Raw genomic sequence first — 15805 nt, 5'->3', positions numbered from 1 at the left:
CTGCGGGAGCTACGACATCATACGAAAAACGTTAGCGGTAACTAGAAAAAATGGCATACTACAAAACATCACATCAAATCAATTATGGTAAGAGAATAATACCTCTTAAGTTGATTGAACATATGTCATTTGATGACTGGGAAGAATTTATTGAAGAATGGATTGAAATAAAAAAAAATGAATATTTAGAAACTGAAAGGTTTGGAGGTGCAGGAGACAAAGGAAGAGACGTTGTTGGCTATGTTTCTAACAAGCGTAAAGCCAACTATGTTTGGGATTGTTATCAATGTAAACATTACAATAATGCATTAACACCAACTCTAGTATATAAAGAATTTGGTAAAATTTTATATCATACTTTTCAAAAAGAATATCCCAAACCTAGAAAATTCTATTTCGTTTCTCCAAAAGGTTGTGGAACTTCCCTCTCCAAATTATTACAGAATCCAAGCGAATTAAAGGAAGCCATCAAAAAAAATTGGGTGAAATATTGTGAAAATGAAATATCTAGCAAACAAATTATATTAGAGGGGGAATTACTAAAATGGGTAAACAATTTTGATTTTTCAATTTTTGAAAAAATCCACACCAAAAACATTTTAAAGGAACATATTAATCATCCAAATCACCTAATAAGGTTTGGTGGAGGATTACCAGAACGTGAAAAATTAGATGCAAGCACAATTCCTAGCAAGATTCAAAATTCTGAAACGACATATGTAAATCAATTACTATCTGCTTATGCTTCCGAAAGCAAAGAAGTTTATAACAAGGTGGAAGAATTAGATGCAAAAGAGCATTATAAAAATCATTTTAGTAGAGCAAGGATAAGCTTTCATCACGCAGAACAATTAAGGAATTTCTCTAGAGATAGCTTACCAGTTGACACTTTTGAAGATTTTCAAAACGAAATTTTAGCAGGTATTATTGATATTGTTGAAGATGAACACTCTAACAGTTTTATAAAAGTAAAGGAAGTAGAAAAGGAAGCACGTAAAATTGTAATCTCTTCGAATCCTTTAAAGGATGTAAGTATTATCAATGACCGTAGCGGAATATGTCATCAATTAATTAATGATAAAAAAATTAAATGGATATAATGGAAAATAATAAAAACATAAATCCATTCAATAATAGTGTTGAAGCTGGCCTTAGGATCTTAACTATTTTGAATGAAGCATTTCCAAAATCATTTGATTTACAAACCCTTGTCTATCTAGATTATCTAACTATTCATTCGGCAGATATTGACAAAACAGTAGAAAGCTTGCATCCTGCGGTACCTTACCGGTCAGGTGAAATAATGGTTAGAGGTTCAATTATTGAGAAAGGACTCAACCTCTTTGTCGCTAAAAATTTAATCGAAAAACAATTCAATATTAACGGCATAGAATATAAGGCAACAGAGAATGCAATGCCCTTTCTAGAGTCACTTGAAGAAATATATTCAATTAAACTTCAAAATAGAGCAAAATGGGCCATTGATAAATTTTCAAAGCGCACTAAACAAGAGCTAAAAAAGATTATGACTCCTAAATTATCAGAGATAGACAATGAGTTTAATTTTGAAATTTTACAATAATGAAAACAGGGTTTATATTAAAGGAATTAAGACTGACAGGGAATTCTGTTGAAAAAGCAAGTATAGTTTTTCAAAAAGGTGTTAACATCATTACTGGCCCTTCCAATGTAGGTAAGACTTTTATATTTCAATGCTTAAACTATATGTTTGGAGGTTCAAAACCCCCAAAACCTATTAAACAAGCAAAACACTATGATTTTATATATTTGGAAATTTTAAATTCCCAGAATAAACCTTTTACTCTATTAAGTGATTTAAAAGGCGGAAATTTCAAACTCTATAGCTCGAGTATTGATAACATTAAAGAAACTGATGAATTTGAGTTACTTAATAGAAAACACAATCCTAAAAACGAAAAAACAGTTTCAGCTTTTCTGTTGAAGCTGAACAATTTATATGGTAAAAAAATTAGAACAAATCAACAGGGTAAAACTAGACCAATTTCATATAGAGATGTTGTAAAATTCTCGATGGTTAATGAGACTCAAATAACTACTGAGGATTCTCTGATCGTTAGTCATTATACCAAAGCAACGGAAGAGTCTAATGTCTTGAAATTAATTGCAACAGGTAAAGATGATAGTACTGTTATTGAATCGCTATCTCAAAACCAAATAGCAAATAGAAAAGGGAAATTGGAGATACTCAAAGAACTGATAGTTGAAAATGAACAAGAGCTTAAAACTTACAAAGTTGCTCCTTCTTTAATTCTCTCACAAATTAATTCTGAAGTAGAAAAATTAAACGAAAAACACTCTGACCTTCAAAATTACTATAATGAAATCGAGAGTAAAAGAGCGAAAGACTTAGAAGAACTTTACACAAGAAAATCAAGAAAGAGAGTGCTTGACGAATTGTATAAAAGAACAGACCTATTAAAGTCACATTATCGTTCAGACGTTGCTCGTTTAAAATCGACCATTGAAACAAGTATATTATTAAACGAAGGGGATCATTCTGAAAACGGCAATTGTCCACTTTGTGATGGAGAAATTCAGCAAGAATGCTCAGATGCTGATATTCAGAAAATAATCGATTCTTGTAGTACAGAAATAGAGAAAATCGAAACGTTACTTCAAGAGCTTTTTGAATCAGAAAAAGTTCTTAAGGAAGAGTTTGACGATATCTCAAATACAATCCAAAGTTTAGAACAAAACATAGACAATTATACTTTAGAACTTGATAAAGGTGTTGGGTTGACAATGGGGAGCATCATTAAACAAATCAATCTAGAAAATGAAAAGAAAAGTGATGTTCTTGGTGCATTGTATAAATTTGAGCAACTAGAAAAATTTATAAAAGAAAAAGAAAAATTAGAGAACTCAATACCTAGTACTAGTTCTAAAAAATCTTTTGAAAATATTACAACGTCATCTTTAACAGAACTTTCAAATATCATAAAAACAGTACTTGAAGGTTATAATTATCCAAACTTAACAAGTGTTAGCTATAGTGAGAAACAAAATGATTTTGTGATTTCTGGAGAGAATAGGAGCCTTTCTGGTAAAGGCTATCGTGCAATAATTTATTCGGCATTCATTGTCGCTCTACAAGAATTAATATCTCAAAAAGACTATTCAATAGGTGTGCCTATTTTGGACTCTCCGTTAGTCACGTATCGTAAGCCTGATAATGAAGGTGAGATTATAATAAGTGATGATTTAGCAATGGACTTTTATAGATATGTAACTTCTAAAAATGAATTCGACCAGATTATAATAATTGAAAACGAGGAACCACCAACAGATATAATCGATAGAATAAATCATATTAAGTATAGTAGGCAAAAAGGGTTCATTCCGCACAATTAAAAAATACGGCTAATCGAGGTGCTGTCTTAAAAAGCAAGTAATTAAATAGGATTTTTCTTATATTTCGGAAGCGAAAAGAGGACTTCAGGTGATTCGTTGCACGAGAGTTTTATCTTGTGTAGTATCGCCACACTAGTTGGAGCTACTTGTATGTAGCCTCCTTTGTGTCCAGGCCAAAGAGGAGTTGAGATTCATCATTGACTGTAAGTATTGCTCTCTGTTCAGTTGTTTACATCCTGCCTTTAACGGCCAGCTTCTTGACAATCTTGTCGTTCTGGTTGATTGTAACATTTGGCATTTACAAGCTCATCAACTTCAAGATGAAGAATTGGATAACAGCAATTCTAATAACCCTATCTGGATTAACCCTTACTATTGTTGTTTTTTAGTTCACTGCTATACCAGACCATATTTTTACTCTTACGCGACCATTCGACATCAAGGTAACTGACATTACATTTCAATTTTACTGAACAACGAACTTTCCAAGCTTAAAATAAGCACTTAATAGTATTAAGGAATGATTTAAGAAGGGAATATTATTTTAAAATTTTTAATTTATATAATTAAGTGATACGTTGATATTTTTCTCAACTTAATTTTATATTTAGTATATAAGAGGTATAAATGTTCGGCCATATAAATTGCAATGCAAACTGATAGTAGAATAACTCAACTTCTAACACAACTTGAACAGCATGGCTGGCAAATTAAGGAGAGCGAACAACGCTTGGACTGGTGGGTGTCAAATTTATTTGAAATAACGTCAACTTGGAATCCTGTGGGCAAGACTCTTTTTCTAACTGTGCTGACTGATCCTGAACCGGCAAGTAAAAGCAAGACGATCTGGGCTGTCGGACTTTCAAACGAATTCCCTGCAGACCGGCTTGACAAACGCATGGACATCCGGACCATGAAAGAACTGTCAAACTCTGGGATACACGAGCTTATCGAGAGGGCAAACGACTTACGGACAAAACAGCATATGGCCTAACATGTAATATGGGGCATGTGCAAACAGAGCAATGAACTGATTTTTGTGAGGTTTGACCGTTCATCTGCTGCTGTGAGCTGATAGTGGTTTTCTGGTTATTTTAGTTCGCAAGTTCTGTTGTCTTGTGAATCGCAGCGGTTGTTTGCAACTGTTGGTAGTTTCCAGTCGATTATGCTATTTTGTTGTTTTATAGCCTTTGTGGTGTGCACTGTGCCATATACAGGCGTTATTGGTAATTTGCGAAGATGAAATTCTGGATTTATATAAATAAAGAGCTATCTGATTTGCAACCTGAATTTGAAAAAATTTTCAGAGTTGACAATTTATACCGAGATTATGAAAATGTTTGGGAATGGATTGAATCAAGTGACAAAAAATCAAATTTCTATTTGAATATTAGTCGTCCTCACAATTGGGAAAAAGGAGAATATGAAAAACCTATTATGATAAAAGTGGAATCTAATAATGGAGCTGAATTAAATGAATCAGAAATCGCAAGTAAGATAAAAAAACAACTGAATTGTGATGTTTACGCTGGAGATATACATATTAATCGAGATGACAATTCAGTAATTGGAGAAAAAAGAAAATATTAAAAATTGTACACAACAAAGGCTATAAGTAATTGTTCTTTTTCGCCTATTTCTGAAAATAAGTGAGGATTTTCAGTTTGGTATATACTAGCAAAGTTAAGTGCAAAACCAAGCAACTACTCATAGGCAAACCTCTTTTCCAACACCACATTAATAGAACTTTTATAAAAAATAATTAAATCTATTTATGGAATTTCATAAGTTGCTGCATCCTTTCATAAACACTAATACTTATGAAAAAGCAACTTACAATTACCATCGACCAACCTTGCCATGAAAAATGGTCTAATTTTGAAATTACACCTGAAGGTGGATTTTGCAGTCAATGTCAAAAGACAGTAATTGACTTTACTTCTATGTCTGATAGTGAGATAAAGGCATATTTCGCTAATAGTAATAACAATGTATGCGGCAAGTTTAAAGCTTCACAATTAACTTCTTATCCGCTTCCAAACCATACTTTCTCCATTCCATATTTTAAGACCTTTGCTTTAGGTGTAGTCAGTTTGGCATCTTTCTTATTTGTGCCATCAGCTCGAGCTTTGGCTAATATAAATGAGCGTAACGCTAAAGCTGATAAGGAATTTTCTCCTTCATTTTATTACCCAGCGGATAGTTTAGGAAAGACATCATATACCATTAAAGGTGTTTTAAAAGATGAAAATGGAGAGGTAATTCCTGAAGCGAGTGTAATAATAAAAGGGTCTGCTCAAGGTACGTCAACAGACATTAATGGTGAATTTAGTCTGACATATGATTTTCAAATTGGAGATGTTTTGGTCTTCAACTTTATTGGTTTTGAAACGCAGGAGTATGAAGTAAAGGACCTTTCCGACCAAGTTATTGAAATAGAAATGGTGATGGAATACTACGAGTTGATGGGTGATGTTGCAGTAGTTGGAGGTGCATATACTGAGCCATCCTTCTTTTCTAAATGCTGGAATAAGGTAAAGAATATTTTCAGGTGATGAAGGCGTTTGTGATCTCTTTGCTGTGGGGGATAATATTTAGCTATAATTTAAACTGCCAAGCTCAGGATTATTATGCTGCAGACAGCGTAGCAGCACTTTATCCTGATTACAGCCTACTGAAATTGGATGAACTTACAGCAAAACTCACCACGCCATTTGAAAGTGATGAGTTGAAGTTTCGTGCTATTTTTAAATGGATTGCGGACAATATCAAAAGTGATTATTATCTATTTAATCAAAACTCCAAAAAACGACTAAAGCTTAAAAATGATTCTGATGCCCTTAAAAAGTGGAACCAGCAATTGGCACCACGCGTATTGGATCAATTGATTAAGCACCACGCCACTTTATGTACAGGCTATTCTTATCTTTTAAAAGAGATGGCAATGCGTGCAGGTATAGAATGTGTTATCATTAATGGTTATGGAAGAAGTGTTACCGCTAATATAGGAGGTGAAGGTGTAGTTAACCATTCTTGGAATGCGGTTAATTTTAATGGAGATTGGTATTTATGTGACCCTACGTGGGCTGCAGGTTATATCGATGCTCATTCTAAAGCCTTTGTCAAGGACTTTAACGAGGGGTATTATTTAACTGTTCCACAAGTTTTTTTGTCTAACCATTATCCTCAAGATATTCAATGGATGGATACCCCTGTTGGAGAGCCCAATTTAGAACAGTTTCTAAATGCTACATTGGTTTATCGAGCAGCTATGAAGTATAATTATTTATTTAACCCTGAATCGGTTTTTGTGGTTAATTTATCCAAAAATAATCCGCTGTTACTTACTTATCAGTTTGGTGATAATGCTGAAGAGTTGGATGAATCTCATTTGTCTATAGAAATTGTACATGTAGGCAGTAATAATTTAGTAGCAATTGATAAACCAAAACTAGTGGGGAAAATGATTGAATACAAAGCGAATTTCACGCATAGGGGTACTTACTTACTGCATTTGAAAGCAAATGGTGAATATTTGGCCACCAATAAAATAAAAGTGACTAAATAAAATATAAGATGCTTAACCCCAGAATGTGTTAAACGTTATCAATCCAGTGAATAAAAGGAAATAACTATATGAGGAAATTTTTGATAATAGCTATAATGATGATGGCCTTTAATGGTTATGCTCAGAGACGCAGTAACCCCATGCGTTCTGCTTACTATATAGATAATGATAGTATAATGCTTACCGTGATACTGAAGCATCATCAAGAGAACCCTGTAGATACTATTCAAAATAGGGTGATGAAACAGCAGTTCTATTCTAAGCTGCAGGCAAGCCACGCAAAGGTACTGTCGTGGAATGTGGCCATGGGCTTAGGACAAATTGTTACTTTAAAACTGAAGCCAGAGTATATTAGAGAAGTGAATATGGTGTTTGAAAGTGGTGCTTGGGGAGGTTTCAGTACGGAGTTTTATCCTACCTATGATTTTGCGCCTATTTACCCGGCTATGGTAGAAAAAGAGAAAAAAATGAAATAAGTACTATGGTTTGCTTTTAGCTCTCCAAAATTGATCATCAAATTTACGAGGAAAGGGGAGGACAGTGTGTTTTGCGCGCCAGGCAACCAATTGATGCCAAGTATTAAACCCTGCAGCAGTAAAAATTTTATCTGCGTAGGGGTACCAGTCTACAGGTTCTTCTTTTGGGGTAAAGTGTACAGGTAAGTCTGTAATAAACTGTTGATCACTAATGATAACAAACGTTGGTGTCACTTTTTGAAGCTTAGAAATGTCTACTGCATGATCAAATATTACTTGCAGCTCGTCTGCATCAGAGCTGTGAACGATGAGCCAAATCGGGTTGACCAGCGATTTGATTAACTCAGGTTGTTGTGTAGCGGTTTCGTAGGTAAGCTTTGCTGGTATTATATTTTTACCGTTTTTATTAAGGTAAGCCAAATGGCTGGCTTCCAACGCTTCGAAAACATAAGCATTAGAAAATGGAAGCGATGTTTCTATTGTCTTACTATAAGTATTCCACTTGAGCCTTCTACACAATAAGTTAATAGCAATGTCCAGTTGAGAGAGAAAGGTCAGCTCTCCTAAAATGCCTAACGGAAAGGTGTCAATGTAAACCTGATCTGGCTTCATCTTGTCTATCACCTTTTTTAACTCAGCGGCTAATTCTGATGTAGTAAATGGTACGCTATCAGATAAGAAAGTAATTTGCTCTTTGTGAAATAAGCGATACACCAGCGGATTATTGGTGCATACAGTGAAAGGTTCACTGATATTATAATTGTTAATAAATGTTTTTACTCTTGTAAGGTGGCCAAAGCCACCTCCTAAAGCATAAAACAATATCATAGTTTTCTTTTTATCAGTTCAGCGCAAATGAGAAACTTTTGCTCATCAGGAATTTCTTTGATAAGAAATACGCCAATAGCCAATGAATTATAAAAATTGCTCAGGTAATAGGTGTCATTTATATTAAAATAACTTTCATTAGGATCGATTCTGATACTAGAAATCTCCTCCTCATCTTTCTTTAATTTCACCTTTCCATCTTCGTAAAGGTAAACAGCATAAGGAGAAGTCATTTCTTCATTATTGGCAATCTTAATTTTACCATCTCCTAATTTCACCTTCCACAGAAGTTCTTCATTATGATCTCTTACCTTGAAATCTCCATTGTCTTTAAATTTAATGGCGTACCTGAATTCGTTGTTTGGGTTATAATATTTTCGCTTCTCACTCTTTATTTTGCCAAATAAAGTATTACCTGGGCTTTTAATAATGATCTCTTCAGACTGAAGCTGTATTTCAGCCAGTGAGTTATTATTCTTATCATTGATATAAACCGATTTGTAATCTTGCGAGGTAACTACTTCTTGTGCATTGGAGTTTGCTGAAGCGGTTTCATGTAATTCTTCATTGTTTGCAGCACTATCATTTTGATTACCGCCACAGTTGCTAATTATTAAAACCAGACAAATAGCCTTGGCTAAATTAAACAAGGAATTTTTTGTAAGCATCAGTTTCATGTTTTGGTGTATAAGCATTGATTATAGTAGATTGAATGGATTGCCCCAATTGCAATTGTTCATCTCGCTTCAATGAGCAGAAATAATGTAGCGTTTTTCTACATTCATCGGCATTATTAGCAGAGAATAAAAGACCATTTTCTTTGTGTTGAATAACATCCTTCATGCCGTCTACAGCTGAGGCAATAACAGGTATTCCCAAAGCCCCAGCTTCTAAAAGCACATTGGGCATACCTTCATAAAATGAGGGAATAATAAGAGCGTCACAGCACAGGTAATATTTCATGAGCTCGTATCTATCATGAAAGGAAAGCAGGCTGTAAGAGAAGTCAGTAGTGTTTAGAGACTCCTCTAAATGTTCTTCCGTCTCTCCAATTAACAGAAGGTGAGTTTTATCAATAAGGCTGGTTTTACTTAGCGCATCAAGAAAGAAGTCTACGCCTTTCTTGGCTTTTAAGTGACCAAATATACCTAGCTTAATACGATCTTTCCCCTGACTGTTTCTCCATTCTTCAGCAAACTTCACTTCACTAGCCGATGGTTGCCACTGTTCGGTATCTATGCTATTGGCAATGAAGTGTGCGCTAGGGTGACTGAGCCATTTTTCTATTTTAAAGGCTTTATCACTGCTTACAGTCAAAACATGTTTTGATTGTACTAGCAAATCTTCTAACACGCCTCGCTTTCTGGGGGTAAATATTGAAACATCGAAGTCATTGCCCCGAATCATTGATATTAGAGGTGTAGACATCCATTTAGAAAAAATAGGAGCGCCTATCATGGAAAGATAACCACCAAAGCAAACTATGTAATCGAAGTTTCCTAATGCGGAAATGTAATTCCAGGTGATATTGAGTACATGTGCTTCGCTATGGTCAAAAGCAATGGCAGTATAACCACCGTTTACCTGTTGCTTTCTTGTTAATGATTTTTGCTTGTCAACAAAATGTATGATTTCGATTTCATCTCCTGTTTTTCGCAGTCCATCGATGATCCTATCACACGATTGAGCCATTCCCCCTCGCTGAGGAGGATAATTATCGGTTAGCCATAGTATTCTGGGCATAATATTAACTATCGAATGCTGTTACGGCATCATCATCCATTAAATTATCTCCTGACTCAGCATACTCAAAGCCGTCATAATCATAATCGTTAAAATAATGCGAGCTCCAGATGTAAGGCATAATCACATTTTCTTCGGTATAATGATGCACGTAGGTGGTATTATTTTCATGCTCATCATCGTTTTCTGGCTTTTGTGGATTAGCAATGGTAGCATATTGGGCTTCAAATAAATTATAAATATTCTGCATCTGATCTAGGAAAAGACTTACTGGCAATACCTTGTTTTCGCCTTCACTCTTAAGTTTTATTTTCCCTTTCACTATGTAATAATCGCCCTGTTGTTCAATCTTGATAGATCCATCATTAGGCTGGTTATTTATCAGTTTATACGAAGATTTTGGAAGTGTTATTTTAATGAAACAGTGGTGTACAAATTTCGATTTTTTCTTGAATTTAGTTTTTCCACTGGCACTGCGTTTTTTCCATGTAAAGTCTTTGATATCATCTGCTACCACAAACTCCAGCACAGATTCATCTTTTAATGTTAATCGAGCTATAATATATTTAGGATTATACGTCTTTAAAGTTCTAACACCTACTTTTGATTTTGTGGGGGTTAGGACCCTTCTAGGGTCACGAAAATCTACTGTGGCAGAAATTTTTTCTTCAGGGCCACATTTTTTTTCTAATACGCTCAATACAGGAATAAAAAAGCTTCGGAGGTAATCATTTACATCTTTTGCTTTAAGGTTATTTCTGTATACGATGAGAGCTACACCTATACCTATGCAAAATACGATAATAGGAAATGCAAGGGTGGGCAAGAATGGTATAGTAAAAAGACTAAAGAAGGATAGGACAAAGGCTCCAATGATGTAACCGAATAGTTTATTTATTAAAGCGTCATTGTGCTTATCAAACTTAGAAATTTTGCCTAGCAGGTTGAGCCACTTACCAATTTTAAAAGTAGCACTTATTGTTTTTTTGCTTACAAACTCTTTTTGCTCCGGAGATAAGTGCTTATACTTTACTGAATAATTACTCATTGATTAAAATACAAGGTTGAAAATATTGCTATAAATGTTTTCTAGCTTTTTGTTAATAATACTCCAAGTATAGTGATTTTCTAATTTTAAAAATGCATTTTTTGATAATTCATTCCTAAAATCAGGATAATCGGTTAAAAAACGAATGCACCTTGCAAGGTCCGCGGGCCTGTCGGGCCTGAAAAGTTTTACCTCTTCGTCAGGGGTTAGTATTTCTCTAATAACAGGTAAGTCAGAGGCTATGATTGGAGTTTTACAGGCCATACTTTCAAATATTTTTAAAGGAGAACAGCCTTGTTCTAAGTTGCGACTACACTCGGTAAGTGGAGTCATGGTGCAAATGGCATGCTGAAGTATTTGGTGCAGTTTATCCTTATGGAGCTGATATTGCCATATTATCTGATCGGCCAGCTCTAGTTTTTCTATAAGCTTCTGGTATGGGCGGGCAAATTTAGGCTTATGTGATGAGCATATTACTAACTTCAATTCTGGTTTATCTTGTAAGTAATTCATGGCCTTAAGCAGTACGTCAACGCCTTGCCAAGGCTGAAGTGCCCCAAAATATACTATATATTTTTCGGGCAAGTGGAGAGGTTTGTTATAGGTAGGAGGGATATCTGCTCCATTCGGCAATACATGTATCTTATCAGCCCATACATTTCTGGTGATGAGGTGATTTTTAATGGTTTCAGATGGGCATATTATCAATTGGCTTTCTTGAAGACAGTGGTCTTCCATAGATCTGATTTTCTTAATAGTATCGTTACCAATGTATGGATATCGGTTGACTAGCTCTATGGAGGGTAGACCATTAACTTCAAATATACTGGTGATGTGCTTACGTTTTAAAATAGGCATACCACTCCAAATATCCCTGAAATGTCCTACCTGGATATGATGTTGACTATTTAGTGTTTGATCTAGCCATGCTGAAAAGGCTGTTCCTCTTTTTAAATAATTTTTCTCTTCTACTGGAGCTTCCACATGTTTAATGCCTTTTGGGAGCTTTTTGCTATAATGCTTATTTAGGGTAAGCACAAGCGTGCTAGGAAAAACCTGTGATAACGTTTCCGTAACTTTATCGATATGGATAGCCGACCCTTTATATGATGGGTAAGGGTCAAAAGTCGCGAATATTGATTTATAGTCTGATTTCAAAAGATCTGAGTTCTATGTTTAGTGACTTTTATTATGCATCGTATAGAGCGATGGACCTATTTAATTTTTTGAGTATTCTCTCTGTTAACCTTTCGGGTGATATTACTTTTATGCTGTTACCAAAACCTAGTATTTCTCTTTCCAGCTCGAAGTTAATTTGCACATTAATAGTAATTGTAATACCCTCATCGTCTTCACTAATCAGTTGCTGACTGTGGTGCAGTGGTTTTGTTAATACATATGGTGCATTGGAGTGTTTGATGTAAAGCTTAACTATTTGAGGCATTTCACCATGGTTAACTGTTACTCCAATTACATGATTAAAGAAATTGGTAATCTCGCTTTCTTCAAAAGTAATACAATCTTGCTCTGAAATATCTAAATCTTCAATTCTATCCAGTGCCAATAGTTGGTAAGGTTGAGAAGGTTTTCTTTTTCCAAGTATAAACCACCTGTTTCTATATTCTTTTAGTAGAGCCGGGTGGAAATTAAATTTCCCAGGATTTTTAGCTTTAAAAGATTGATAAGTAATGGCAATACATTTTCTCTTTAGTATGGCCTGATATAGATCATCTATATACTGTAAACCTTTTAAATCCTCATTTTTTTCTAGGTCAATGATGGGTCTTTCTTTAGTTTTTGATACATGCACTTTATCTTCTAGCTTTTGTATCATGCCGGTTAAATCCTGAAAATGGGTGAATCCTTTAAATTGCTTCAGAATATCTACTACTTCGGTCAGTTTGTTTAAATCCTGATCTGTAATTGGTATGTTGGTGATGCTGTAATCAGGGTCTTCGTAAGTATAGTATTTTTTGTCGATAACAATAATAGGTGCATTATACCCCAGTTTTTCACTGCGCATCATTTGTATGTCCATTTGTATGGTACGTTTACTCACACCCTTGTCAATGCCTTCATATTCATAAAGAGCTTCAGAGCAAGCCTCTATCAAGTCATCAAGTGTCCAAGGTCTATACCGGTTTCGCAAACAGTTATCAATGGTTTTGTATCGTATTAGTGCATTTCTATTGGCAGGCATAGATTTAATAAAGGGTATGAATAAAATTTTCGGAAAAATATTAAAATATTTTTTACTACGCAAAAAGATTGCGTAGTAGAGGCGTTGCTTTGTGTCATCATTAAGAAAAAGAGATATGAAAACTATAGCAATTAACCGACTAAACATGATATCAATGACCAAAGGCAGTGGCTGGAGTCAAACGCAGAAATTGGTATTTATGGCAGAGCTGAATAAGTTAGGTTATAGGGTAACCAACCCAGAATTGCTCAATGAGATGTCTCCTTCATTTTTATATGATTATAAGCATTTAATGCAAGTGTTGAAATCAAAAAAAGGAGCAAATGTGGATTATGTGCCATTATTTGCTGGGTTTCCTAATGAAGTGCCTAATAAGCAAGCGTATTTTTTGAAAAGGATGATAGGGTATTTGGAAAATGCTTGGGGCGATTTATCCAGTGTAGAAAGTCTGAATAATGGAGTGAAAATTCCTGCTTGGTTATTTAATATTAAAGACTTTGGGGCGGATCCAATTACACAGATGCAGTCGGAGGAATTGTATAAAGCCTGTTTGAAAGTTAACCATGATAAAAAAACAGATAGCCATACCGAATGGATTGATTTGAAATTAATTGGTGATGATCAACTTGAAGGCGAACTGGTAAAATACATGCAAAACTTACTTTATGCTAAGTCTTCTATTAAAGAGGAATTGCATGCTGACCTTATTCAATTACTTGATTTTTTTGGAGTAGAAAAGGTAGAATTCAAAAATGTAATCTTTAAAGAGACCAAAGCATTCGTAATGCATTGGTTGTGGAACAATGAAGCATATGAAGTTTTAAAACAAATCATTCATAATCCGGTAGATTTATTGAGACTATTTGCTGCACTTACGAGCACAGATGTGAGTTTAACTGATAAGATAAAATTTCCAAAGCTGAAGAGAAAGGAGCGTAGGGCTGTACTTGATATTTTAAATAACTGCTCAGAATTAGGTGAAGCATTTAAAGCTTATAGAGGATTATGGTTAGAGCTTGGGCGTTATTTGCACCCAGCAGAATATGCGAGTAAATATCCTGTGGTAGCCAAAGTTTATGATCAGTTACGCAACGGCACACTGGTTACTTATGCAGCTATTACAGAAAAGCATATTGAGGCAGGCGCAGTAGCCGATTTACTGGCTCACCTAAAAACTAAACCTGGTGTTTTTGGAAGAAAAATACATGAAATTTTAAGAAAGTTTCCACATCAGACAGCAAGTATACTTTTTGAATTTGAAACGGTAGCATTGCAGATGGAAGTGAAAAACCTCTTAATTTTAAATACATATTTTGAAACCATCAATGAGTTAGAATATAGAACTGTGGTAAATAAAAAGGGGAAGATTAAAGTGTTGGAAAACAATGCTTACCATGGAATGAAAGGCAGCAGTTTAACGCAAGTATTGAGTATAATCACTGGTGCTATTGAGCAAAAACTACAAGCTAAAACAGGCTGGAAAGGACAAAAAATATGGATTGACCCTGAATTGCAGAACTATACTGTTCCTTTACAGCAACGTAAGGCTTCTGATGGTATTATTTCGGTAGGCAGAGGTAGTAAACTTAATGTGAGTTTTGATAAAGTAATGAGGTTATTTGTTTATTGGAAAGAGGCGGATAGAACAACAGACCTAGATCTTTCAATTATTCAATATGACAAAGATTGGAAATATGCAGGACATGTGAGCTACACAAATTTGCAAGATGATGGAATTATTCATTCGGGCGATATTCAGTCTGCTCCTTATGGTGCTGCCGAGTTTATTGATATATCATTGACCGCAATTCCTGATAATGTAAGGTATTTGGTGCCACAGGTATATAAGTATGCCGGTAATAACTTTTTGGATATGGAATGCCATGCTGGCTGGATGTTTCGAGAAAAGGTGGATGCATCAATAAAAGCTTTTGATGCAAAAACAGTGGCTAACAAATTTGACCTTAATGGAAAAGGGGCTTATGCATTACCGTTTTTTGTAGATATGGAGGCTCAGCAAATAGTGATGACTGATTTATATGTAAATGGCAAAGTGATGCATAACAATGTAGAGGGTGCAGAAAGTGATGTATCTCTTTTATGTTCTGAATTATCAAAGTTCGTACATACGAAACCTAACATATTTGAGCTGGCAAATGTAAATGCTTCATTTAGAGGAGGAGTTCGTGTGGAAAATAAGTCTGATGCAGACATTAGTTTTGGTATAAAAGAATGCACTTATAACGCAAGTGATGTAGAGAAAATACTAACAGAATTGATATAAAAAATTGTCTCGGACTAGCAGTCTCTTCCTTCATAACTCCAGGAAATAAGAGACTGCAATTACCGAGCTATAAAAGAAAGAGGATTAACGGTTTATTTCCTTCTATTGCAGGTTCGAGCCCTGCTACGAAAATTGGTTTTTTTAATAACTGTAATTGCCCCTTTCAATAATGGCCTAGCTTGGTCTTCCTTCATTCACCTTAAACTATAGACCAAGCAATTTCCATTTTATTACTCCATTAGTTATTTGATGAAAATTACTTAGA

The 15805-nt window shown here is 34.8% G+C and carries 14 protein-coding genes; 8 read left to right on the top strand and 6 right to left on the bottom strand.

What is annotated here, in order from left to right; all coding sequences use genetic code 11:
* Positions 1-50: 50 nt before the first annotated feature.
* The 7 genes from ACXACQ_RS18375 to ACXACQ_RS18345 all read left to right on the top strand — a co-directional run bounded on the left by ACXACQ_RS18375 (position 51) and on the right by ACXACQ_RS18345 (position 7437).
* Positions 51-1100 carry an ABC-three component system protein gene (locus ACXACQ_RS18375; RefSeq protein ID WP_474977445.1) on the top strand — a complete coding sequence of 350 codons (1050 nt, stop codon included), beginning with the start codon at positions 51-53 and terminating at the stop codon, positions 1098-1100.
* On the top strand, positions 1100-1582 hold the full coding sequence (locus ACXACQ_RS18370) for an ABC-three component system middle component 2 (RefSeq protein WP_474977444.1): 483 nt from the start codon (positions 1100-1102) through the stop codon (positions 1580-1582). The genes ACXACQ_RS18375 and ACXACQ_RS18370 overlap by 1 nt, the downstream gene beginning before the upstream one ends.
* Positions 1582-3393, top strand: coding sequence for an AAA family ATPase (locus tag ACXACQ_RS18365; protein ID WP_474977443.1), 1812 nt, complete (start codon positions 1582-1584; stop codon positions 3391-3393). Before ACXACQ_RS18370 ends, ACXACQ_RS18365 begins: the two co-directional genes overlap by 1 nt.
* Positions 3394-4632: 1239 nt before the next feature.
* Positions 4633-4983, top strand: coding sequence for a hypothetical protein (locus ACXACQ_RS18360; RefSeq protein ID WP_474977442.1), 351 nt, complete (start codon positions 4633-4635; stop codon positions 4981-4983).
* A gap of 230 nt (positions 4984-5213) precedes the next feature.
* Positions 5214-5948, top strand: a complete 735-nt coding sequence (locus ACXACQ_RS18355; protein WP_474977441.1) for a carboxypeptidase-like regulatory domain-containing protein — start codon at positions 5214-5216, stop codon at positions 5946-5948.
* On the top strand, positions 5948-6961 hold the full coding sequence (locus ACXACQ_RS18350; protein ID WP_474978488.1) for a transglutaminase domain-containing protein: 1014 nt from the start codon (positions 5948-5950) through the stop codon (positions 6959-6961). Before ACXACQ_RS18355 ends, ACXACQ_RS18350 begins: the two co-directional genes overlap by 1 nt.
* Positions 6962-7029: 68 nt before the next feature.
* On the top strand, positions 7030-7437 hold the full coding sequence (locus tag ACXACQ_RS18345) for a hypothetical protein (RefSeq protein ID WP_474977440.1): 408 nt from the start codon (positions 7030-7032) through the stop codon (positions 7435-7437).
* A gap of 3 nt (positions 7438-7440) precedes the next feature.
* On the opposite strand, the gene ACXACQ_RS18340 is transcribed toward ACXACQ_RS18345, so the two are convergent.
* Genes ACXACQ_RS18340 through ACXACQ_RS18315 form a run of 6 tightly spaced genes read right to left on the bottom strand, consistent with a single transcriptional unit; the run spans position 7441 to position 13256 of the window.
* The gene (locus ACXACQ_RS18340; protein ID WP_474977439.1) at positions 7441-8265 is read right to left on the bottom strand and encodes a hypothetical protein; all 825 of its coding nucleotides are present in this window, start codon (positions 8263-8265) and stop codon (positions 7441-7443) included.
* Positions 8262-8933 (bottom strand): hypothetical protein, encoded by a 672-nt coding sequence (locus tag ACXACQ_RS18335; RefSeq protein ID WP_474977438.1) that lies wholly within the window; start codon positions 8931-8933, stop codon positions 8262-8264. The genes ACXACQ_RS18340 and ACXACQ_RS18335 overlap by 4 nt, the downstream gene beginning before the upstream one ends.
* On the bottom strand, positions 8908-10008 hold the full coding sequence (locus tag ACXACQ_RS18330) for a glycosyltransferase family 4 protein (RefSeq protein WP_474977437.1): 1101 nt from the start codon (positions 10006-10008) through the stop codon (positions 8908-8910). The genes ACXACQ_RS18335 and ACXACQ_RS18330 overlap by 26 nt, the downstream gene beginning before the upstream one ends.
* 4 nt (positions 10009-10012) lie before the next feature.
* Positions 10013-11056: a hypothetical protein gene (locus tag ACXACQ_RS18325; RefSeq protein ID WP_474977436.1), complete on the bottom strand. Its 1044-nt coding sequence runs from the start codon at positions 11054-11056 to the stop codon at positions 10013-10015.
* A gap of 3 nt (positions 11057-11059) precedes the next feature.
* Positions 11060-12214, bottom strand: a complete 1155-nt coding sequence (locus ACXACQ_RS18320; RefSeq protein WP_474977435.1) for a glycosyltransferase — start codon at positions 12212-12214, stop codon at positions 11060-11062.
* A gap of 31 nt (positions 12215-12245) precedes the next feature.
* Positions 12246-13256: a helix-turn-helix transcriptional regulator gene (locus ACXACQ_RS18315; protein ID WP_474977434.1), complete on the bottom strand. Its 1011-nt coding sequence runs from the start codon at positions 13254-13256 to the stop codon at positions 12246-12248.
* A 115-nt stretch (positions 13257-13371) separates the two neighbouring features.
* On the opposite strand from ACXACQ_RS18315, the gene ACXACQ_RS18310 reads away from it, so the two are divergent.
* On the top strand, positions 13372-15540 hold the full coding sequence (locus ACXACQ_RS18310; RefSeq protein WP_474977433.1) for a TerD family protein: 2169 nt from the start codon (positions 13372-13374) through the stop codon (positions 15538-15540).
* The last annotated feature ends 265 nt before the right edge of the window (positions 15541-15805 follow it).

The sequence above is a fragment of the Fulvivirga sp. AWR4_260 genome, assembly GCF_056158185.1.
The sequence above is the reverse complement of the archived record's forward strand: the minus strand, read 5'-3'. Positions and strand labels throughout refer to the sequence as shown.

Coding starts and splice junctions, on each gene's coding strand:
- ACXACQ_RS18375 (WP_474977445.1), top strand. CDS start 51: ATGGCATACTACAAAACATCACATCAAATCAATTATGGTAAGAGAATA.
- ACXACQ_RS18370 (WP_474977444.1), top strand. CDS start 1,100: ATGGAAAATAATAAAAACATAAATCCATTCAATAATAGTGTTGAAGCT.
- ACXACQ_RS18365 (WP_474977443.1), top strand. CDS start 1,582: ATGAAAACAGGGTTTATATTAAAGGAATTAAGACTGACAGGGAATTCT.
- ACXACQ_RS18360 (WP_474977442.1), top strand. CDS start 4,633: ATGAAATTCTGGATTTATATAAATAAAGAGCTATCTGATTTGCAACCT.
- ACXACQ_RS18355 (WP_474977441.1), top strand. CDS start 5,214: ATGAAAAAGCAACTTACAATTACCATCGACCAACCTTGCCATGAAAAA.
- ACXACQ_RS18350 (WP_474978488.1), top strand. CDS start 5,948: ATGAAGGCGTTTGTGATCTCTTTGCTGTGGGGGATAATATTTAGCTAT.
- ACXACQ_RS18345 (WP_474977440.1), top strand. CDS start 7,030: ATGAGGAAATTTTTGATAATAGCTATAATGATGATGGCCTTTAATGGT.
- ACXACQ_RS18340 (WP_474977439.1), bottom strand. CDS start 8,265: ATGATATTGTTTTATGCTTTAGGAGGTGGCTTTGGCCACCTTACAAGA.
- ACXACQ_RS18335 (WP_474977438.1), bottom strand. CDS start 8,933: ATGCTTACAAAAAATTCCTTGTTTAATTTAGCCAAGGCTATTTGTCTG.
- ACXACQ_RS18330 (WP_474977437.1), bottom strand. CDS start 10,008: ATGCCCAGAATACTATGGCTAACCGATAATTATCCTCCTCAGCGAGGG.
- ACXACQ_RS18325 (WP_474977436.1), bottom strand. CDS start 11,056: ATGAGTAATTATTCAGTAAAGTATAAGCACTTATCTCCGGAGCAAAAA.
- ACXACQ_RS18315 (WP_474977434.1), bottom strand. CDS start 13,256: ATGCCTGCCAATAGAAATGCACTAATACGATACAAAACCATTGATAAC.
- ACXACQ_RS18310 (WP_474977433.1), top strand. CDS start 13,372: ATGAAAACTATAGCAATTAACCGACTAAACATGATATCAATGACCAAA.